The sequence below is a fragment of the Agrobacterium sp. 22-223-1 genome (genome assembly GCF_053522385.1).
Window position 1 is genome coordinate 150,418 of the sequence record NZ_JBNWCN010000008.1, and the last position, 19,952, is coordinate 170,369.

The 19,952-nt window shown below is 61.3% G+C and carries 21 protein-coding genes, 1 tRNA gene and 1 pseudogene; 6 read left to right on the forward strand and 17 right to left on the reverse strand.

Going from position 1 to position 19,952, the window contains the following annotated elements:
* Positions 1-24 precede the first annotated feature (24 nt).
* A complete protein-coding gene (locus ACQZ60_RS24720) occupies positions 25-1,215 on the reverse strand; it encodes an efflux RND transporter periplasmic adaptor subunit (protein WP_003522618.1) in 1,191 nt (396 codons plus the stop codon).
* Between the two features lie 55 nt (positions 1,216-1,270).
* The gene (locus ACQZ60_RS24725) at positions 1,271-2,077 is read right to left on the reverse strand and encodes an alpha/beta hydrolase fold domain-containing protein (protein ID WP_448736324.1); all 807 of its coding nucleotides are present in this window, start codon (positions 2,075-2,077) and stop codon (positions 1,271-1,273) included.
* Positions 2,078-2,330: 253 nt separating this feature from the next.
* Here ACQZ60_RS24725 and ACQZ60_RS24730 point away from each other — a divergent pair, with 253 nt between their 5' ends.
* Positions 2,331-3,230, forward strand: coding sequence for a LysR family transcriptional regulator (locus ACQZ60_RS24730; protein WP_003522616.1), 900 nt, complete (start codon positions 2,331-2,333; stop codon positions 3,228-3,230).
* A 9-nt stretch (positions 3,231-3,239) separates the two neighbouring features.
* Here ACQZ60_RS24730 and ACQZ60_RS24735 read toward each other — a convergent pair whose 3' ends face one another.
* On the reverse strand, positions 3,240-4,139 hold the full coding sequence (locus tag ACQZ60_RS24735) for a LysR family transcriptional regulator (RefSeq protein ID WP_127757675.1): 900 nt from the start codon (positions 4,137-4,139) through the stop codon (positions 3,240-3,242).
* A 221-nt stretch (positions 4,140-4,360) separates the two neighbouring features.
* Here ACQZ60_RS24735 and ACQZ60_RS24740 point away from each other — a divergent pair, with 221 nt between their 5' ends.
* The gene (locus ACQZ60_RS24740; RefSeq protein ID WP_448736333.1) at positions 4,361-5,542 is read left to right on the forward strand and encodes an MFS transporter; all 1,182 of its coding nucleotides are present in this window, start codon (positions 4,361-4,363) and stop codon (positions 5,540-5,542) included.
* A 60-nt stretch (positions 5,543-5,602) separates the two neighbouring features.
* Positions 5,603-6,436: an aldo/keto reductase gene (locus ACQZ60_RS24745; RefSeq protein ID WP_448736325.1), complete on the forward strand. Its 834-nt coding sequence runs from the start codon at positions 5,603-5,605 to the stop codon at positions 6,434-6,436.
* 150 nt (positions 6,437-6,586) lie between these two features.
* Here the strand turns inward: ACQZ60_RS24745 and ACQZ60_RS24750 are convergent.
* Positions 6,587-6,661: transfer RNA gene (locus ACQZ60_RS24750), tRNA-Gly, on the reverse strand.
* Between the two features lie 385 nt (positions 6,662-7,046).
* Between ACQZ60_RS24750 and ACQZ60_RS24755 the strand changes: the two genes are divergently transcribed.
* On the forward strand, positions 7,047-7,268 hold the full coding sequence (locus tag ACQZ60_RS24755; RefSeq protein WP_004443464.1) for a hypothetical protein: 222 nt from the start codon (positions 7,047-7,049) through the stop codon (positions 7,266-7,268).
* A gap of 78 nt (positions 7,269-7,346) precedes the next feature.
* On the opposite strand, the gene dps is transcribed toward ACQZ60_RS24755, so the two are convergent.
* The 10 genes from dps to ACQZ60_RS24805 all read right to left on the reverse strand — a co-directional run bounded on the left by dps (position 7,347) and on the right by ACQZ60_RS24805 (position 17,048).
* Positions 7,347-7,835, reverse strand: coding sequence for a DNA starvation/stationary phase protection protein Dps (gene dps, locus ACQZ60_RS24760; protein WP_448736326.1), 489 nt, complete (start codon positions 7,833-7,835; stop codon positions 7,347-7,349).
* A 122-nt stretch (positions 7,836-7,957) separates the two neighbouring features.
* Positions 7,958-8,716 (reverse strand): iron ABC transporter ATP-binding protein, encoded by a 759-nt coding sequence (locus ACQZ60_RS24765; protein ID WP_448736327.1) that lies wholly within the window; start codon positions 8,714-8,716, stop codon positions 7,958-7,960.
* Positions 8,713-9,681: an iron chelate uptake ABC transporter family permease subunit gene (locus tag ACQZ60_RS24770; RefSeq protein WP_142779700.1), complete on the reverse strand. Its 969-nt coding sequence runs from the start codon at positions 9,679-9,681 to the stop codon at positions 8,713-8,715. Before ACQZ60_RS24770 ends, ACQZ60_RS24765 begins: the two co-directional genes overlap by 4 nt.
* A complete protein-coding gene (locus tag ACQZ60_RS24775) occupies positions 9,674-10,639 on the reverse strand; it encodes an ABC transporter permease (protein WP_448736328.1) in 966 nt (321 codons plus the stop codon). Before ACQZ60_RS24775 ends, ACQZ60_RS24770 begins: the two co-directional genes overlap by 8 nt.
* A 192-nt stretch (positions 10,640-10,831) precedes the next feature.
* A complete protein-coding gene (locus ACQZ60_RS24780; protein WP_448736329.1) occupies positions 10,832-11,767 on the reverse strand; it encodes a siderophore ABC transporter substrate-binding protein in 936 nt (311 codons plus the stop codon).
* 316 nt (positions 11,768-12,083) lie between these two features.
* Complete coding sequence (locus tag ACQZ60_RS24785) at positions 12,084-12,341, reverse strand: hypothetical protein (RefSeq protein WP_269832390.1); 258 nt, start codon at positions 12,339-12,341, stop codon at positions 12,084-12,086.
* 127 nt (positions 12,342-12,468) lie between these two features.
* Positions 12,469-13,986, reverse strand: coding sequence for a tripartite tricarboxylate transporter permease (locus ACQZ60_RS24790; protein ID WP_020809148.1), 1,518 nt, complete (start codon positions 13,984-13,986; stop codon positions 12,469-12,471).
* 106 nt (positions 13,987-14,092) lie between these two features.
* A complete protein-coding gene (locus ACQZ60_RS24795) occupies positions 14,093-14,587 on the reverse strand; it encodes a tripartite tricarboxylate transporter TctB family protein (RefSeq protein WP_003491894.1) in 495 nt (164 codons plus the stop codon).
* Positions 14,584-15,528 (reverse strand): Bug family tripartite tricarboxylate transporter substrate binding protein, encoded by a 945-nt coding sequence (locus ACQZ60_RS24800; RefSeq protein ID WP_020809150.1) that lies wholly within the window; start codon positions 15,526-15,528, stop codon positions 14,584-14,586. The genes ACQZ60_RS24795 and ACQZ60_RS24800 overlap by 4 nt, the downstream gene beginning before the upstream one ends.
* Before the next feature lie 422 nt (positions 15,529-15,950).
* Positions 15,951-17,048: an ABC transporter substrate-binding protein gene (locus tag ACQZ60_RS24805; RefSeq protein WP_416172059.1), complete on the reverse strand. Its 1,098-nt coding sequence runs from the start codon at positions 17,046-17,048 to the stop codon at positions 15,951-15,953.
* Positions 17,049-17,100: 52 nt separating this feature from the next.
* On the opposite strand from ACQZ60_RS24805, the gene ACQZ60_RS24810 reads away from it, so the two are divergent.
* A complete protein-coding gene (locus ACQZ60_RS24810) occupies positions 17,101-17,781 on the forward strand; it encodes a response regulator (RefSeq protein ID WP_003491888.1) in 681 nt (226 codons plus the stop codon).
* Positions 17,778-19,172 carry a sensor histidine kinase gene (locus ACQZ60_RS24815; protein ID WP_448736330.1) on the forward strand — a complete coding sequence of 465 codons (1,395 nt, stop codon included), beginning with the start codon at positions 17,778-17,780 and terminating at the stop codon, positions 19,170-19,172. Before ACQZ60_RS24810 ends, ACQZ60_RS24815 begins: the two co-directional genes overlap by 4 nt.
* Positions 19,173-19,185: 13 nt before the next feature.
* On the opposite strand, the gene ACQZ60_RS24820 is transcribed toward ACQZ60_RS24815, so the two are convergent.
* From ACQZ60_RS24820 to purU, 3 genes and pseudogenes are all read right to left on the reverse strand, one after another.
* Positions 19,186-19,491, reverse strand: coding sequence for an addiction module antidote protein (locus tag ACQZ60_RS24820; RefSeq protein WP_026363923.1), 306 nt, complete (start codon positions 19,489-19,491; stop codon positions 19,186-19,188).
* A 4-nt stretch (positions 19,492-19,495) separates the two neighbouring features.
* On the reverse strand, positions 19,496-19,792 hold the full coding sequence (locus tag ACQZ60_RS24825; RefSeq protein ID WP_448736331.1) for a type II toxin-antitoxin system RelE/ParE family toxin: 297 nt from the start codon (positions 19,790-19,792) through the stop codon (positions 19,496-19,498).
* Between the two features lie 45 nt (positions 19,793-19,837).
* Positions 19,838-19,952 (reverse strand): annotated as a pseudogene (purU, locus tag ACQZ60_RS24830) (formyltetrahydrofolate deformylase); the annotation flags it as partial.

Consider the following 19,952-nt stretch of genomic DNA (forward strand, 5'->3'; position numbering starts at 1 on the left):
ACGCTTGCTGATCAAAGAGGCGGGTTACTGCGAAGCAGCAACCTTGTCTTCCGCCTGCGGTGCGATGGTCGCGCCGGGGCGAATGCGCTGAAGGCCGTTGACGACGATCGTATCACCGGCGGCAAGGCCGCTTTCGATGATGCGCTGGCCATCGGCCGGTGCGCCCGGCTTGATCTGGCGATAGCTCACCTTGTTTTCGGCATCGACCACGAAGACGAAGCGCTTGTCCTGATCCGTGCCGATGGCGCGGTCGCTGATGACGATGCGGTTTTCCGGCTTCGGTTCGCCCATGCGCACCCGCACGAACTGGCCCGGAATGAGCCTGCCGTCCGGATTTTCGAAGACGGCGCGGACACCGATGGTGCCGCTTGCCGAATCCACCTGGTTGTCGATCAGGTGCAGCGTGCCCTTGATCGGCGTGCCTTCATCCGAAAGCGTGCCGATTTCCACCGGGATCTGTTCGAGAGCGGGCAGGGCGCCGTCCGTCTGCGGCAGTTCGGCAAGCGCCTTGGCCACGACGCCTTCGCTGGCGTTGAAGCTGGCATAGATCGGGTTGACCGATACCAGTGTCGTGAGCGCCGGCGAGGTCGAGCCGGCGGCGACGAGGTTGCCGGCGGTGATTTCGATGCGGCCGACGCGGCCGGAAACCGGGGCGAGGATTTCGGTATAACCGAGATCGAGCTGAGCCGTGGTCAGGGCTGCGCGGGCGGCGCGAAGCTGGGCTTCGGCATCCGCAAACGAGCTTTGCCGCTGGTCGAGATCGCTCTGGGAGATGGTGCGATTGTCGGAAAGCCTGCGGCCACGGTCGAGTTCGGTCTTCGCAAGGCTGACCTTGGCTTCGGCGGAAGCGACCTGTCCTTCAGCGCCTGCAACGGCAGCCTGATAGGGGGCCGGATCGATGGTGAAGAGGGGATCGCCTTCCTTCACCAGCGCGCCTTCGCGGAAATGCACGGCCTTGATCTGGCCGGCGACGCGGGAGCGGATCTGCACCCGGTCAACGGCTTCGAGACGGCCGGAAAATTCTTCCCAGCGCATCACGTCACGGCTTTCCACCTTGGCGACGGTAACCGGGATCGCTGGTGTTTCAGCCGGGGTGGAAGCGGCCGTTGCATCGCGGCTGGTGGGGAGGTCGAAAAACAATGCTGCGGCTGCAACGGACATAGCCAGCCCGATACCGGCACCCGTCAGGGCCCGGCGCTTGGTGTTCAGCGTCATGGGTTTCTCCTTGGCTCGGATCAGGAGCCGGTCAGTTTCTCAATAAATGCGGTATTCAGTGTTTCAACTGGTCAACGAAGGTCTTGAATTCCGAACAGACGGATGAGACCCATCCGCCGCCCTCTCCTTGATAGAGCCCCGTCCAGCCGACGCCGGCGGGAAAAACATGCTGCCGGACGCTGACGCCTGAGGCGATGAGGCGGTCTGCATAATTGACCGTTTCGTCGCGCAGAGGGTCGTCCTCGGCCGTAAAGATCAGCGCCGGCGCCACCCGGTTCAGCCGCGTGCACTGGCAGGGCGCGGCATAGGGGTGGAAGAACCCGCACGCCTTGGCAAGGTAATGGCTCCAGCCATCGGCCCAACGCTGGCGCATGCCGATCCTGTCCGCGTCGCGGAAGGATTCCGTCGTCATCATCGGGTCGATCATGGGCGACAGAAGAATCTGGCCTGCGAGCTTGCCCGGCATGCGGTCACGGGCCTTCAAGGCAAGCCCCGCCGCCACATTGCCGCCTGCTTCTTCGCCGGCCACAAACAGCAGCGATTTCGCGCCGCCATAGTGCTTGCGATCCCGGCTCAGATGATCGAGCGCCTCATAGGCGCAATCGATGACCATCGGAAACTCGTTGCCGGACGGCTTGCTATAGTCGGCTTCCACGACCACTGCGCCGCTTTCCGCAAGCGCGCGGGCCACCGGAAGCTCCGGGCAATTGCCGCCCGGCTCAAGGCCGGGTTCCAGAAACGATCCGCCGCGCAGATAAAGTACGACAGGCGGATGGCTGCAGAGGCAGGAACCTTCATAACGGCGCACGGAGAGCCTCGACACGGACGTCTCGCTACCCATATTTTCCCAATGCGCGTTCATGACTCCAAATCCTTTGCGCCGCCACTTAAAGCGTGTTGCGATCCTTCGGATACGCTCCTGCGCTTTAAGTTTTTATCTTGCCGCATGTCGCCACCGCAAAACCGCAACGCACTTTTGCAGTGGCGACATGCTTGAAGGCGGATCATATTGCAAAATCTGAAATCCATATTATTGTTCGGATCGAAACGATCAAGCATGCAAATTTGAAAACACTATTCCGAAATCACGGATAATCATATCTCCGAGGCAGTGAATGGATCAGCTCTCCGCCATGCGGGTTTTTACGCGGGTCGTGGAAACCGGCAATTTCAGTCGCGCCGCCACCGCGCTGAACATGCCGAAAACCACTGTTACCAATATGGTGCAGGCGCTGGAGGCGCATTTGCACACCACACTTCTCAACCGCACCACGCGCCGGGTGATGCTGACAACGGACGGCGCTCTCTATTATGAGCGGGCCTCACAGATTTTGTCGGAAATCGAAGAACTTGACGGTAGCATGTCCAGCGCGCAGGTGCAGCCCTCCGGCCGGTTGCGGGTGGAAATGGCCGGTGTCTTCGCGGACCTGGTGGTTATCCCACATCTTTGCGAATTTTACCAGCGTTATCCGCAAATCCGTCTCGACCTCGGTGTCGGCGACCGTCTGGTCGATTATATCGCGGAGAATGTCGACTGTGCGCTGCGGGTCGGCGTGCTGCGCGATCAGTCGCTGATTGCCCGTAAAGTCGGCGAACTGCGGTTCGAGACATTCGCCTCGCCGTCCTACATCGAAAATTTCGGCATGCCGCAAGAACCGGAGGATCTGGAGAAGGAGCATTATTCGGTGGGCTACCTCAATGCCACCACCGGCCAGATCATGCCGGCTTCCTTCGACAATGGCGTGCGCAGCGTCGAGCTGACCCCGAACTATGTCGTCTCGGTCAATGACAGTCGCACCTATCTCAATGCGGCGCTGGCCGGCATGGGCATCGTGCAGCTTCCCGTCTTCATGGTGAAGGATGCGCTTTCGCGGGGCGAGCTGGTGCCGGTGCTTTCCGAATGGCGGCGCGAGGCCATGCCGATCTATGTGGTCTATCCCCAGACCCGGCATGTAACCAACAAGGTCCGCGTTTTTGTCGACTGGCTGGCCAAGCTGGTGCACGGCCTGGTGTGAGGCGGCCAGTCACCGCCCGACCCTTGCCGCGACAAAATCGATGAAGGCGCGAACGCGGGCGGCCAGGTGTTCGTGACCGGCATAAACCGCGTGGATCACTTCCATTTCCTCGGCATTATAGTCTTCCAGCACCGGCACGAGCAGGCCCGCCTCGATATCCGGCTCGATATGAAATTCGCCGACTCTTCCCAGCCCCAAGCCCGTCAGGCAGAGCCTTCGCATGGCCATGCCGCTGTTGACCGAGACGTTGCCGGTTACGGGCAGTCGGTAGACTTCCGCAGAGCCGGGGTTGCGAAACGGCCATTCATTGAGGCTGCGGCTGAAATTGAAGCTGAAGCAATTGTGCCGCGCCAGATCCTGCGGTTTTTCCGGCATGCCGTGTCGTTCGATATAGGCGGGGGAGGCGACGATGACGCGACGGACTTCCTTCAGCTTTCTCGCCTTCAGGGATGAATCTCCCATGGCGCCCGAGCGGATGGCGATATCGGTGCGTTCCTCGATCAGGCTGATGACGCCGTCGGTCAGCGAGATATCCAGCTCGATTTCCGGATAAAGCGACAGGAATTCCGGCGCAAGCGGCAGGAGATAACGTTCGCCGAAGCCAAGTGTGGCGTTGACGCGCAAAAGGCCGCGCGGCACCACCTTGCCGCCGCTCGCCACGATCTGCTCGGTCTCGGCTATGTCGGCGAGAATGCGCCTTGCCCGCGCAAGATAGACTTCGCCCTCCGGTGTGAGCGTGACAAGCCGGGTGGAGCGGGCAAGCAGCCGGGTGCCGAGGCGGTCTTCGATACGGGTGACAAGCTTGCTCACCGCCGAGGGTGAAAGCTTCAGCCTGCGCCCCGCGGCGGAAAAACTGCCGAGTTCCGCCGCCGCCACGAAGACTTCCATTTCTCCGGCCCGATTGTCCATCGCCGCACCACCTGTGAAATCAATTCAAAGGTATTTATCCGACCTTGCCGATTATCATGCAAGTCCCCTTCGCCCATATTGCGTCCATAGATTTGATCCAACCGGACAGCATCGCTGTCCAAACGATGCAAGCCGACAGCATCGCTGTCCAAATGATCCAACCGGACGGCGTTGCTGTCCAGAACGCCCGCGATCCCGCTCCGGGCGAAGAGGTATTCGTCATGCCATTGGCCATATTTGCCTTGACGATCGCGGCCTATGCGATCGGCACCACGGAGTTCGTGATTGTCGGTCTTCTGCCGACCGTCGCGACCGATCTTCACATTACCCTGCCGCTTGCCGGCCTCATCGTCAGCGTTTATGCGCTGGGCGTCACCTTCGGTGCGCCGATCCTGACGGCGCTGACCGGCAGGATCGAAAGAAAGCCGCTGCTGCTCGGCCTGATGGCCCTGTTCGTCATCGGCAACAGCGCGGCGGCCCTGTCGCCCAGCTATGAGATGCTGCTTGTCGCCCGCGTCATCGCCGCCTTCGCCCATGGCGTCTTCTTCTCGGTCGGCTCCACCATCGCCGCCGATCTCGTGCCGGAAAATCGCCGCGCCTCGGCCATTGCCATGATGTTCATGGGGCTGACGGTGGCCATCGTCACCGGCGTTCCGCTCGGCACCTATATCGGGCAGGTCTTCGGCTGGCGTGCGACCTTCTGGGTCGTTGCCGCCCTTGGCGTCATCGCCTTCTTCGGCATTGCCACGCTTCTGCCGAGCACGCTCAAGAAGGCGCCGCCGGCGAGCCTCTTCGATCAGGTCCGTGTTCTCGGCTCCGGTCGCCTGCTCATCGTTTTCGCCATGACCGCGCTCGGCTACGGCGGCACCTTCGTCGCTTTCACCTTCCTTGCGCCGATCCTGCAGGATGTCACCGGCTTTTCGGAAAAGAGCGTCAGCCTGATCCTCGTGCTCTATGGCATCGCCATTGCAGCCGGCAATATCGGCGGCGGCAGGATCGCCAACCATAACCCGGCCAGGGCGCTGATCGGCCTCTTTCTGGCGCAGGCCATCGTGCTGCTCGTCTTTTCCTTCACGGCCTTCTCGCCGGTGCTGACGCTCATCACGCTTGCCGCGCTTGGCTTCCTGTCCTTCGCCAATGTTCCCGGCCTGCAGCTTTATGTGGTGCAGCTTGCCAAGGAACATCGCCCCGGCGCTGTCGATGTCGCCTCGGCGCTCAACATCGCCGCCTTCAACCTCGGCATCGCCATTGGCGCATGGCTTGGCGGTCTGGTGGTGGAATCGCCGATGGGGCTTGCCGCAACCCCGTGGGTCGGCGCCATTCTCGTCGCCGTGGCCCTGCTCCTGACCCTCTGGAGCAGCACGCTCGACCGCCGCGCCGCGCTGACCCTGAAAACCGCCTGAACTTTCATAAAATTCCCGGCCGCTCCCAAGTCGGCCGGGCCACTTCAAAGGAGAAAATATATGTTTGATGTCACCGCAAATGGCGCTTCGATCCCGGCGCTGGGTTTCGGCACGTTTCGTATTCCCGGTGCCGATGTGCTGCGCATCGTTCCCCATGCGCTGAAAGCCGGTTTCCGCCATATCGATACCGCCCAGATCTACGGCAATGAGGCCGAGGTCGGGGAAGCCATCGCTGCTTCGGGCGTGGCGCGGGGCGACGTGTTTCTGACCACCAAGGTCTGGGTCGAGAACTACAGGCACGATGCCTTTCTCGCCTCCGTGGATGAGAGCCTGAAAAAGCTGAAGACCGATTATGTCGACCTGCTGCTGCTGCATTGGCCGAACGAGGCGGTTTCGCTTGCCGAACAGATCGGCGCGCTGAACGCGGTGAAGGAAGCGGGCAAGGTGCGTCATATCGGCGTTTCCAATTTCAGCACGGCGCTGATGGCCGAGGCGGTGAAGCTGTCCAAGGCCCCGATCGTGACCAACCAGATCGAATACCACCCCTATATCGATCAGGACGTGGTTATCGCCGCGGCAAAGGCCGCCGGCATGTCGGTGACGGGTTATTACGGCATGGCCGATGGCAAGGTCTTCACCGATCCGGTGCTGAAGGAAATCGCCGCAGGCCGTGGCAAGTCGGTGGCGCAGGTGGTACTACGCTGGCTCGTGCAGCAGCAGGGTGTCATCGCACTGTCGAAGACGGTCAGCGAAGCCCGCGTCGATGAAAATCTCGCCATCTTCGATTTCGAGCTTTCCGCCGATGAAATGGCGGCGATCTGCGCGCTTGCCAGGCCGGATGGCCGCATCGTTTCGCCGGAAGGGCTTGCACCCGTCTGGGATCAGGCCGCCTGACAATGAGGACCGGGGAGGGAACGCCCTTCCCGGTTTGCCCATGCGTGGGAAATCCTCGCGCATTTCGCGCGGCAATGCGCGTCACAGCCCATGGAAACGACGCGTTTCACATCGGGTGCAGTGAAGATATATCTGCCTGTTCTGGAAATTTGGAGCGGGCGAAGGGATTTGAACCCTCGACCCCAACCTTGGCAAGGTTGTGCTCTACCCCTGAGCTACACCCGCTCAAATCCACCGGTCCGGGGTAGTTCGCTGAACCGTGGGCCGCCGAAGCGGCGACGGGTGCTATATCGCTCAATCGTTTTTGGAATGCAACAGTTTCTTTTGCGGTTTCGGTGGAAATCCGCCTGTCTGCGGATTTATCTGAAATCTGGCGGCCATCACGGGCTGAAGCGCAGGGAATTTCCGCTGAAGATATTGTTTCAGCTGGTTTTTATCTCCCCGTCATAGGAGTGGCGATCGGCGGGAAGGCCAGAAAATAACCTATTTACATTTGGTTAAAATCTGATTCGACAAGTGATTCGTTCGGGTGTACAAATTTCCTGTCCACGAAAAAATCGAAACGATATTGGGAACGATACTTGGCATATCATCATCGGGAGGATGAGCCTTGTCGTACGCAGCTTTTGAAAGAGTTGGCGCACAATTGTCGCCAGAGCAGATCACCGATCTACAGAATATTTTCGATGGCGTATGTTTCGAGTGCCTTCAAGATCGCAGCAGCCATGTTGCCAATGAGTGCGCAGCGGTTTTGATCCGAAGCGCCCAGCGCGGCATTCTCGACCATGAAATGTTGCGCGATATAGGGCTTGCGGTCTTACGCCGGCATTGATTGCGCCATTCCGTTTAAAAAAAAGCGCCCGGGTATCCGGGCGCTTTGCTGTTTGGGGAGGCAAGAGCCGTTTTCCGCTCAGCTCTTTTCCTGCACATGCGCTTCGAGGAACCAGAGCGACTTGTCGAGATCGCGCGAGGCGGCGGTGAAGATGTCCGCCGTCGTCGGGTCGCCCGCCTCGTCGGAATCGTCGATTGCCTTGCGGATCATGTTCGCGACTTCGCCATAACGCTCGATCAGTTCGTCCAGATGGTCGTGGATCCTGTAGATATCGGTCGGATAGGCCTTGAGCTTCGTCGTGGACGAGACCGCTTGCAGGCTGCCGAGCGCCGTGCCGCCAAGCTGGACCACACGCTCGGCGATGGTATCGCCGTGATTGTCGAGCTGGGTGCGGAAGGTGTCGAGAAGTTCATGCACGGCGATGAATTGCGGGCCCTTGAGGTTCCAGTGCGCCTGCTTGGTGATGAGTGCAAGGTCGATCACCGAGGCCAGCGATTCGTTCAGAATGCCGATCACGGTCGACTTGGCGTTGGAAGGCAGGTCGTTCTTCGTCTTGTGCGTCTTCATCGATGTCTCCTGAAGTTGCGGACGGAATGCCGCTTTGGAAAAGTCCGTCGTTTAACGTCCGGGCCAGTGGCCCTGTTCCATGCTAAGCACCGGGACAGCAAAAATCCTGCACAATCATCATGTCATTCGTAAAACAGGCAGATGCGCCGGCCGTCTATCTCATTGACGCGGATCGGCATGTCATAGATGTCCTTGAGGATGTCCGGGCGAATGATCTCTTCCGCCGGCCCCTGATGGCAGATGCGGCCCTCGCGCATGGCGATGATGGTGTCGGAATACCAGGAGGCGAAGTTGATGTCGTGCAGCACCAGAACCACGGTCTTCTTCAGCTCGTCAGCGGCGCGGCGCATTATCTTCATCATGCCGGAGGCGTGTTTCATGTCGAGATTGTTGAGCGGCTCGTCGAGCAGCACGTAATCGGTATCCTGGCACAGCACCATGGCCACGAAGGCGCGCTGGCGCTGGCCGCCGGAAAGCTCGTCCAGAAACCGGCCGGCAAGGGTTTCGAGATGCAGATATTCCAGCGCACGGTCGATATGGACCTTGTCCTCGATGGTGGGGCGGCCCTTGGAATAGGGGTAACGGCCGAAACCGACGAGATCGCGCACTGTCAGGCGTGAGGAGATGTGGTTGTCCTGCCGCAATATGGAGAGCCGCTTTGCCAGCGTGTCGGAAGGGGTTTTCGTGACATCCAGCCCGTCGACGGTCACCGTTCCGGCATCCATCGACATCAGCCTTGCGACGATGGAAAGCAGGGTCGATTTTCCCGCACCATTCGGCCCGATGATGGAGGTGACGCCGCCTGCCGGAATGGAGACGGAGACGCCATCGACGACGAGGCTGTCGCCATAGGATTTGCTGATCTGACTGGCGATGATCATCGCGCACCCCGCTTCAAAATAAGACCGATAAAGACGATGCCGCCGAGAAATTCGATGATGATCGAGAGCGCCGTATCGAAGGCGAAGACCCGCTCCAGCACCACCTGGCCGCCAACGAGGCAGATCACGGCGATGAGGATTGCGGCCGGCAGCACATAGGCGTGTTTGCCGTTGCCGGTGAGATAATGGGCAAGGGCTGCGACCAGCAGGCCGAAGAACATGACCGGGCCGACGAGAGCGGTGGAGACGGCGACCAGCACGGAGACCAGCACGAGGATGATGGTGACCGTGCGCTTATATTCGACGCCGAGGCTGATGGCCGTTGCGCGGCCGAGCGAGAGGACGTCGAGCGTGTGCATGAGCCTGAGCCCGATGATGGTCACCACGCCGATGATGATGGCGGAGACGGCAAGAAGCGTCGGATCGATCGAATTGAAGCTGGCGAACAGCACATCCTGCAGCACTGTATATTCATTGGGGTCCAGCACGCGCTGCATGAAACCCGAGAGGCTGCGGAAGAAGACGCCGAAGACGATGCCCACCAGCACCAGAAGATGCAGGCTGCGTTCCGCGCCGACGAAAAGCCAGCGATAGAGCAGGGCGGAAAAGGCGACGAGCAGGCTGGTTTCGGCGAGAAACTTCAGTTGCGGATCGATCATGACAACGGTTGCCGAGCCGAAGACGAAGATCAGCCCGGTCTGCATCAGCACATAAAGCGAATCGAAACCCATGACCGAGGGGGTGAGGATGCGGTTGTTGGTGACCGTCTGGAACAGCACGGTGGAGACCGCGATGGCATAGGCCACCAGCAGCAGCGACAGAAGCTTGATGCCGCGAAACGGCAGCACGAAGCTCCAGCTGCCCTTGGCGCCCAGTGTCATGAAGGCGGCCATGGAGATGAGTGCGAATGCCGCAAGTACGAGCAGAACGGTTTTTGCACGCCGGTCGGGATGTCTCTCACGCATGGTGGCGTTTCCGCAGCAGGAGATAGAGGAACAGCGCGCTGCCGATGACGCCGACCACGGTTCCGATGGGTATTTCGTAAGGCGCACGCACGGTGCGGCCGATGATGTCGCAGGAAAGCACAAAGACCGCGCCCAGCGTCGCGACCCAGGGTACCGACCGGCGCATATTGTCGCCGATCATCAGGCTGACGACATTCGGCACGATCAGCCCGAGAAAGGGGATCATGCCGACGGTGACGACGACGACCGCGCTGACCAGCGAGACGATGGTGAGGCCGAGCGCCATGACCCGACGATAGTTGAGGCCAAGATTGGTGGTGAAATCGCGGCCCATGCCGGCGACGGTGAAACGGTCGGCGGCGAGATAGGCGGCGATGGCGAAAAGGAAGCCGATCCACAGCAATTCATAACGGCCGCGCAGCACGCCGGAAAAATCCCCCGTCATCCACGCGCCCAGCGATTGCAAGAGATCAAAACGATAAGCGAAGAAGGTGGTGACGGCGGAAATGACGCCGCCGAGCATGATGCCGATCAGCGGCACCAGCAGCACGTCGCGCAGCGGCACCTGCCGCAGGATACGCAGGAACAGCGCGGTGCCGGCGAGCGCGAAGACGGCGGCCACCAGCATCTTGCCGAAGATCGGCGTGTCCGGCGCCAGCAGGGTGACGGTGAGAAGGCCGAGGCCGGCGGATTCGGTGGTGCCCGCTGTCGAAGGTTCCACGAAGCGGTTGCGCACCAGCATCTGCATGATGAGCCCGGCAATCGCCATCGAGCTTCCGGCCAGGATCAGCGCCAGCGTACGCGGAATGCGGCTGACGAGCAGCACGCGCAGCGCGTCCGCGCTGGTATCAGGCGAAAAGAGAGTGGCGAGCGAGACATTGCTGACGCCGACGAACAGGCTGGTGATGGCGAGCACCAGGGCCAGAAGAAGGGCAAGGATGAGAGACAGGGATTTCACTTCGGCGATTTTTCGAAAATGGTGAAAGCTCCCGGCAACCCCGCAGGTTACGGTGAGGCTACAAACCTCTCTCCGTCATCCTCGGGCTTGTCCCGAGGATCTGCAACCTATTGATTCTACGATACCTTGGTAGATCCTCGGGACAAGCCCGAGGATGACGTCGAGTGTGGAGCAGATGGCGCGCGGTTGCTACTACTTCTTCTCGGATACGGCCTTGTAGACCTGATCGAGCAGGGTGGAGAGCGCCGTATAACCGCTGCTGACGATATAGGCCGCCTGTGGGTCGAGATAAACGATCTGCTTTTTCTTCCAGGCATTGGTCTGGTGCACCAGCTCGTTATCCAGCACCTGCGCGGCCGCTTTGCCCGGATCCGTGGCGCGGCCGATGCCGGCATCGCGGTCGATCACGAACAGCCATTCGGGATTGACCTCGGCCAGATATTCGAAGGAGACGACATCGCCGCGGTCGAAACGGTCGTCGATGTCGGCTGCGACCGGCTTGAAGCCGATTTCGGTATGCAGCCAGCCGGTGCGCGAGCTCGGGCCATAAACGCCGACCTTGCCGGCATTGGTGACGAGGATCATCGCCGTGCCGGAGTTGGGTGCGATTTCCTTCAGCTTGGCCACTTTTTCATCGATGGCGGCGTCGAGCTTCCTGGCTTCTTCCTGCTTGCCGAAGATATCGCCGAGCTTGGTGATGTTGGCTTTGACGCTGCCGATGAATTCCTTGGAATCCACCGACATGTCGATGGTGGGCGTGATCTTCGCAACGTCCGGATATTTCGCCCGCGAACGGCCGCCGACGATGACCAGATCGGCCTCTGCCGCATTGATCGCCTCATAATCGGGCTCAAACAGCGTGCCGACCTTCAGATATTTGCCATCGGCATATTTCTGCAGATAGGTGGGCAGGTTGGAGCCGACGACACCGGCGGGCTCGACGCCGAGCGCATCGAGATTGTCGAGCGAGGGAATATCGAGAACCAGAACCTTCTTCGGCGCCGCCTTCAGCACGGTCTCGCCCTGCGCGTGCTTGATCGTCATTTCTTCGGCACTTGCCGTCATCGCGCCGAGGCTGAAGGCCGCTGCCGCCAGCAGCCGAACGGGGAAGGTGAAGTTGATGGCCACTTATATGTCCCTTGCACTATGTTCCGAGCCGGCGGATATGATCCCGCCGGGTTAACTTGATGTTGGTGATCAGCTTTATTGGCAAGGTCGGCGGAAATCAAAATTATGTTTTAGAACGGTTCTGAATTGCCGTGAGCGGGAAATGTCTGGGAGGAATAGCATGGCTTGCAATCTCTCCGGACGTCATCCTCGGCCTTGTGCCGAGGATCTAATCACGTTGAACAAATCGATAGGTCGCAGATCCTCGGCACAAGGCCGAGGATGACGGAAGCACCGTTTTCGCACGCGTCGCTAACCCGGTCTGTGTCCGCACGCCTCAATCCGGCGGCCAGTCGCCGACGATTTCGCGCCTCTCCAGTTTCAGCGACCGATCCGGTTGCACGCGGTAGGTTTCGATGGCCAGCCGCCCGTCGTCCATCACGAATTCGTTGCTGAGCGTGCTGCCGATGGGGGACTTGGTCAATTTGGTGCGCGGCTGTCCACCATAGGTGATGCTGCCGGGAATGGGCTCGACGTCGGGGGCGGTGGTGCAGCCGGCAAGCGCCAGAACCATCATGATCGCAATCGTGCGCATGTCTTTCTCCTGCGGTTGGCGTAATTCTATCATGGGCGTGCGTGCATCACACATCCCGTTGGCGTGAATAAAAAAGGCCCCGCATCCGGAGATACGGGGCCAGTTGCCTTGGGAGGCTCTTGGTTTCTCAGTCCTCGTTGGCGGCAAGCTGCGTCAGCACCTCGCCACGGCCGCGGATACGCATGATGAGCGGGATGATGAAGGCGGCGGCTGCCACGATGAAGAGACCAACGGCAATCGGCGAGGTGAACAGTACCGTCGGATCGCCCTGACCGATGGCGAGCGCGCGGCGCAGCTGCTGTTCCGCAAGCGGGCCGAGGATGAGGCCGACGACCGCAGGCGCAATCGGATAACCGAAGATGCGCATGATATAGCCGAGGATGCCGAAGGCGAGCAGCATGCCGAGTTCGAAGACCGACGGGTTGGCGCCGATGGTGCCGAGCGTCGCAAACAGCAGGATGCCGGCATAAAGCCAGGGCTTCGGAATGGTCAGCAGCTTCACCCACAGGCCGACGAGCGGCAGGTTCAGAACCAGCAGCATCAGGTTGGCGATGAACAGGCTGGCGATCAGGCCCCAGACGAGCTGCGGATTGGTTGCGAACAGCAGCGGGCCGGGCTGGAGGCCATATTGCTGGAAGCCGGCGAGCATGATGGCGGCGGTCGCCGTCGTCGGCAGGCCGAGCGTCAAGAGCGGAACCAGCGTACCGGCGGCGGACGCATTGTTGGCGGCTTCCGGACCGGCCACACCTTCGATGGCGCCATGGCCGAATTCTTCCGGATATTTGGTCAGCTTCTTTTCGGTGGCGTAGGACAGGAAGGTGCCGATTTCAGCGCCGCCCGCCGGCATGGCGCCGATGGGGAAGCCGATCAGCGTGCCGCGCAGCCAGGCTTTCCAGGAGCGTGCCCAGTCCTGCGCGCTCATCCAGACGGAGCCTTTCACGGCTTCGACCTTGTCCGGGCCGGTGCTGCCCTGGGCGACGATGAACAGCGTTTCGCCGATGGCGAACATGGCCACCGCAAGCGTCGTCACTTCCACGCCGTCGAGCAGGTCGGGAATGCCGAAGCTCATGCGGGTCTGGCCGGTCAGCTGGTCGATGCCGACGATGGCAAGCGCAAAGCCGATGAACAGCGAGGTAAGGCCGCGCAGCGCCGAGTCCCCGAAGGCGGAGGAAACGGTGACGAAGGCGAGCACCATCAGCGCGAAATATTCACGCGGGCCGAAGACCAGCGCCAGCTTGACGATATAGGGCGCGATGAAGGCGAGCGCGATGGTGGCGATGAGGCCGGCGACGAAGGAGCCGATGGCGGCGGTGGCCAGCGCCGGACCGCCTCTGCCCTTGCGGGCCATCTTGTTGCCTTCGAGCGCAGTCACGATCGAGGCGCTTTCGCCCGGCGTGTTGAGCAGGATCGAGGTGGTCGAGCCGCCATACATGCCGCCATAATAGATGCCGGCGAACATGATGAGCGAACCGGCGGGATCGAGCCGGTAGGTGACGGGCAGAAGCAGCGCCACGGTCAGCGCAGGGCCGATACCGGGCAGGACGCCGACGGCGGTGCCGAGCGTGACGCCGATCAGCGCATAGAGCAGGTTCATGGGTTGGGCGGCAACCTCAAGACCGTGCAGCAGGAATTCAAAGGTACTCATGGACAGATGTCCCCCAAGTGGACCCGATGGGCGGGCGGAACGACTGGCTTTTGCGTCATCGCGCGCCAATTGTTCCTGTGATCTCGAATTTTGGTCGGAATGGCTGTTAGAAGAGCAGCCGTTCCAGAGGCCCGGCGGGCAGTGAAAGCTGCAGCAGCCGCGCGAAGATGAACCAGATGAAGAAGCTCAGGGCGATGCCGATGGGGATCGAATACCAGAGCTTGCGTTTGCCGAAGGCGCGCGCCGTAAAGGCGAAGAGCAGGCCGGTGGCGATGGAGAAACCGGCAATGTTCAGCAGCAGCATCTGTGCGGCAAGGCCGGCGACGACCCAGATAACCGGGGCGATTTCCTGTTTGTCGCGTTCGGGAAAATCACCGCGCCAGGCCTCGATGGCTGTCCACAGCGCCAGGCCGATAAGACAGAAGCCGATAGCATAAGGCACCGTTGCCGGGCCAACCGGCGAATAGCCGGTGACGCTGGCGAGGCGCGCGCTGTCCCAGAAGATCACCGAGGCGATGATGACGAGGAAGATGGCGATCGCCAGCGCCGCCCAGTCAGGGCGGCGCTTTTGATGCTGCGAAGGGTTGGAACCCTGGCTCATTTTACCAGTCCGATGTCTTTGAGGATGGCGGCGGTGGCGTCGGTATCCTTGGCGAGCTGCGCCTTGAATTCGTCACCGGCGAGATAGGTGTCCATCCAGCTCTTGGTCTTCAGGGTTTCCTGCCACTTGGCGGACTTCACCAGCTTTTCGATGTCGGCATTGACGGCCTTTTCCTGCTCCGGCGTCAGGCCGGGAGGAGCGGCGACCATGCGCCAGTTCTGGACGACGACATCGAGACCGCTTTCCTTCAGCGTCGGCGCATCGACGCCTTCCAGCTTCTCTTCGCTGGAAACGGCGAGCAGGCGCAGCGTGCCGGCCTTTACCTGGCTTTCGAATTCGCCGTAGCTCGAAATACCGGCAGTTACCTGCGAGCCGAGGATCGAGGCAAGCGCTTCGCCGCCGCCGGAGTAAGCGATGTAGTTGATCTTGGTCGGGTCGACGCCGGCCGCCTTGGCAATCAGGCCAACCGCGATGTGGTCGGTGCCGCCGGCGGAGCCGCCGCCCCAGGAAACGCTGCCCGGATCCTTCTTGAGCTGGTCGACGAGGTCGCCGATGGTCTTCAGCGGCGAGGATGCCGGAACGACGATGGCTTCATATTCGCCGGTCAGACGGGCGATCGGCGTAACTTCCTTAAGGGTGACGGGCGCGTTGTTGGTGAGGATCGCGCCGACCATCACGTAACCGCCGACGATGAGGGCGTTCGGGTTGCCCTTCTGCTGGCTGGCGAACTGCGCAAGACCGATGGTGCCGCCGGCGCCCGGTACGTTCTGCACCTGAACGCTCTTGGAAATGCCTTCTTCCTGCAGCACGGTCTGCAGGGAGCGCGCGGTCTGGTCCCAGCCGCCGCCGGGATTGGCCGGGGCGATGATGGTGTAATCCGCTGCAACCGCCGGAAGCGCGATCACGCCCGCCAGAAATGTGCCGATAAGAAAATGCTTCACTTGGAAAACCCTCCTCAGGATGCCCTTTTGGGCGTCGTTTTTCGTTTATGCGGGGGGCTTTTCGGACGCGTCTGCGCCGGCGCTGAATGCTCAGCGTGGGGCCTTGGCAATCCTGGATTTCCTCCCGCATCTTCTTCCGCCTCCACGGAATGAAGAAGAATTGCAGAGCATCACAGAAAGCTGTCATCTAACTGACGCTACGCAAGTCCTTGCGCATTTACTCTCTATTAATTTGTATCGGACGTCTACTGTGGCGTGTGGGATGGCGCTTTCAAAGCTTGCCGCTCCCTCATCCCTGTGCTTGTCACAGGGATCCAGCCGGCGCGCGTCTGCGCGGCGAGAGGAGTCTTTTCAGCCCAAAGACTGGGGCTGGCTGGATTCCTGTGACAAGCACAGGAATGAGGGATGGTGGGCGCTCAAACCTATTGCGACCGCAACGCCTCGTTCCAGCGCTCGATCAGGCGGCTGCGCTTGACCTGATCCAGATAGACCATCAGGCCGGGGCTGACGGGCACGGGGCGCAATTGTGCGCCGTGGATGGCCTGCATGGTGTTGGCGGTGTTTTCTCCCGCCACTTCCGGGCTGACGGCGGGAATCTGCAACTGCCGCGCCATGATCGTCTGGCCCTCCTTCGACATGAAGAATTCCAGATAACGGCGGCCGAGCGCCGGGTTGGCGGCGGCTTCCGGCACCAGACCGATGCGCGACATGACGACGGTATAGTCTTTCGGCAGCACGATGCCGACATCGGGGTGGCGCGAGGCCCAGTCGGCCGCATAGGAGCCAAGAATATTGTAGCCCAGCACGAAGCGCCCGTCGGAGACGCGCTCCAGAATGGCCGAGGAGGTGGAATAGACCTTCACGCCCGCCGCGCCCATGGCCTTGATGACGTTCCATATATCGCCGAACTGCTCCTGATCGCGCGACATGAACAGGAAGCCGACGCCGGAGCGTTCGATGTCGTAGGTGGCGATGCGGCCATGCACTTGCTTGGCGTGGCGTTCGAGATAATCGACGAATTCGGCGCGGCTGGCTGGCGGTTCTTCGGTGGTGAAGCTCGGCTTGTGATAAACGAAAACCGCCGGCTCGAAGGTCAGCGCATAAGCGGTATTGCGCCAGTTCGCCCAGGCGGGCCAGCGGGCGCTCATGGCGAGATCCGAGCGCTGGGCATAACCGTCATTGCTCAGCTTCACCTGCAGATCCATGGCGGAGGAAAAGGCGAAATCGGCGGTCTTTTTGCCGGCGTCGGTTTCCTTCACGATGCGGTCGTAAATCTCGCCGGTCAGCATATCCTCATAATGGACGGCGATATCGGGATTGGCCTTCTGGAAACCCTCGATCATCGGCGTCGCCAGCGGCTCATCCAGCGAGGAATAGACCACCAGCGTCTCGGCATCCGCCTTGCCGGAGGGTGCCGGAAAGATGGCGACTTGCGCAAGGGCGGGCGAGGCCATGCAAAGACAGAGACAGAGGAGAAGGCAGATACGCATGGAAAAGATCATGCAGCAGGCGCTGGCCATTCACAAGCGGTAAGGGTCTGGTTAAACTCGGCAATGCTGTGGGAGGGAAGATTTGCGTATTTTGCTGGTCGAGGACAATCAGGTGCTGTCGGAGGGGCTGTCGGCGCTGCTGCGCGGCAGCGGTTATGCGGTGGATGTGGTGTCCGATGGCGCTTCCGCCGATGCGGCGATTGCGGCGGAAAGCTTTGATCTGGTCATTCTCGATCTCAACCTGCCGGAAATGGACGGTATCGAGGTGCTGCGCTCCATGCGCTCGCGCCAGGACAAGGCGGCGGTGCTCATCCTAACGGCGCGCGGCACGCCGGAGGAAAAGGTCAAGGGGCTCGATCTCGGCGCCGACGACTACATGATCAAGCCTTTCGACATCACCGAATTCGAGGCGAGGGTGCGGGTGCTGCTGCGCCGCAATGCCGGGCTGCGCTCCTCGGCGCTGAGTTTCGGCAAGGTGCTTTTCGATCTCAATTCCCGCACCTTTTCGGCGGATGGACGCCCGCTCGATATTCCGGCACGCGAGGTGGCGCTGCTCGAAGTGCTGTTCATGCGGGCCGGCAAGGTCGTCGCCAAGGAGGCGATCGTTCAGTCGCTGACCGGCTTCGACGACGATATTTCCGCCAATGCCATCGAGCAATATGTCAGCCGCCTGCGCAAGCGGCTCGCGCCCCACGGGCTGACGGTGAAGACGGCGCGCGGTATCGGTTATTACCTCGAAAAGCTGCCGGAGATGGCTGAATGAGACAGGCCGCCTATTCGCTCAGGCGGCGACTTTTAGGCTGGCTTCTCATTTCCACCGCCATTATCGGCTGCGTTGCGCTGACCGATACCTGGCGCGAGGCGGTCAATACCGCCAATGTCGTTTCGGACCGGGTATTATCAGGTTCGGCGCTTGCCATCGCCGAGCGGGTGGTGGTGGCAGAAGACGGTTCGCTGGAAGTCGACATTCCCTATGTCGCGCTGGAAATGCTGACATCGGCCGCACAGGACCGGGTGTTTTACCGTGTCGACGGGCCGAACGGGCAATTCCTGACCGGCTACCAGAACCTGCCGACGGTGGAGAACCCGAAGGGCGATACTCCCGCCTATCGCGATGCCGTGTTCCGCGATGAACCGATCCGCATCGCCGCCATCCGTCGCTTCGCTTCCACCGGCATCAATTCCGTGCCTTTTTCCGTAACGGTCGCCGAAACCACCATTGCCCGCAGCCAGCTGGCGCAGGCGATCATCCTGCGCTCGGCGCTGCGCCTGCTGTTGATGATCGTCGGGGCGGCGATCATCGTCTGGATCGCGGTGACGATTTCGCTCAGACCACTTTACCGGCTCAGCGAAGCGATTGCCGAGCGCAGCCCGAACGACCTGCACCCCATCCGCCAATCCGTGCCGGTGGAGGTGGAAAACCTGGTGGAAACGGTCAATTCCTTCATGGTGCGGCTGCAATCGGCGCTCGATGCGCTCCGGCATTTCACCGGCAATGCCAGCCACCAACTACGCACGCCGCTCGCCATCATCAGCACCCAACTTGCGCTTTCCGCCCGTGCGGGAAGTTTAGAGGAAGCGCAGGCCGCGGCGCTGAAGGGTGGGGCGTCTGTGGCCCATGCCGAACATATCCTCGCCCAGCTGCTGCGCATGGCCAATATCGATGCCGCCGGTTCGAGCGAAAAGCATGATTTTTCCGTGATCGATCTCGTGGCCGTTGCGCAGAATGTCACGGCCGATTTCGTGCCGCGTGCGGCGGAAGCCGGCATCGATCTCGGTTTCGAAGGCGAGGGCGAGGTCGCCATTGCCGCCGAGCCGCTCCTGATCGGCGAACTGATCGGCAATCTCGTTTCCAATGCCATCAACTATGCCGGCCGCGGCGCGGAAGTCACCGTCCGCGTCGGCAGGCAGGCGGGCGAGGTCTGGCTGGAAGTGGAGGATAACGGCCCCGGCATCCCCCCGGAAAAACGCGCCATGGTGCGCCAGCGCTTCGCCCGCGGCGAAGCCAACGCCGCCCCCGGCGCCGGGCTCGGCCTTGCCATCATCGAAGAGATTGCCGGGCTGTTCGGCGGGCGGCTGACGCTGGAGGATGGCGCGGAGGGGCGTGGGCTGAGGGCGCGGGTGGTGTTCGGTGGCGTGGAAAAGGCGCCGTAGCCCGCCGGGTTTATCAGGCGGCCGTGTCCGCAGGCGATTTCGCTACCAGCGAGAGCCTGTAGCCCAGCGCGTCGGCGACCTTGGCAATCGTCGCCAGTTCCGGATTTCCCTCGCCGCTCAGCGCCTTGTACAAGGTCTGGCGGGGAAGGCCGGTTTGTCTCGAAAGGTCAGTCATACCCTTGGCCCGCGCCACGACGCCCAGCGCATGCGCAAGTTCCTGTGCGTCGCCGCTCTCTGTGGCGTCGGCGATGTAAGCGGCAAGCGCTTCGTCACTATCAAGGTAGCGGGCAGCATCGTAATCGCGTGTCACAAGTGGCATGGTCTCACTCCTTGAGCGCTCTGGCCAGTTTCTTGGCTTTGGCGATGTCGCGGGACTGTGACGCCTTGTCGCCGCCACACAGCAATATGATGACGACATCGCCGTGCCGGACAAAATAGACCCGATATCCGGGTCCAAGGTCGATCCTGAGTTCGCTGACGCCTTCGCCAACCGGTTTCACGTCTCCGGGATTGCCATCCGCCAGCCGGTAAATGCGGCGTGCGATGCGGGCGCGCGCCTGCACATCGCGCAGACCCGCCAGCCAGTCGGCAAACTCGCTTGTTTCCCGGATCGTGAGCATGGCGCAATGTAAACTGTGGTTGTCATTTCGTCAATGACGAAGGTTTCACCCCATCCGCTCGGAAGCATAACTTCCCGGGCTTGGCGGGAAGACGACGGTGCGGTTGCCGTTGATGAAGGTGCGGTGGTGGATATGGGCGTGGATGGCGCGGGCCAGCACC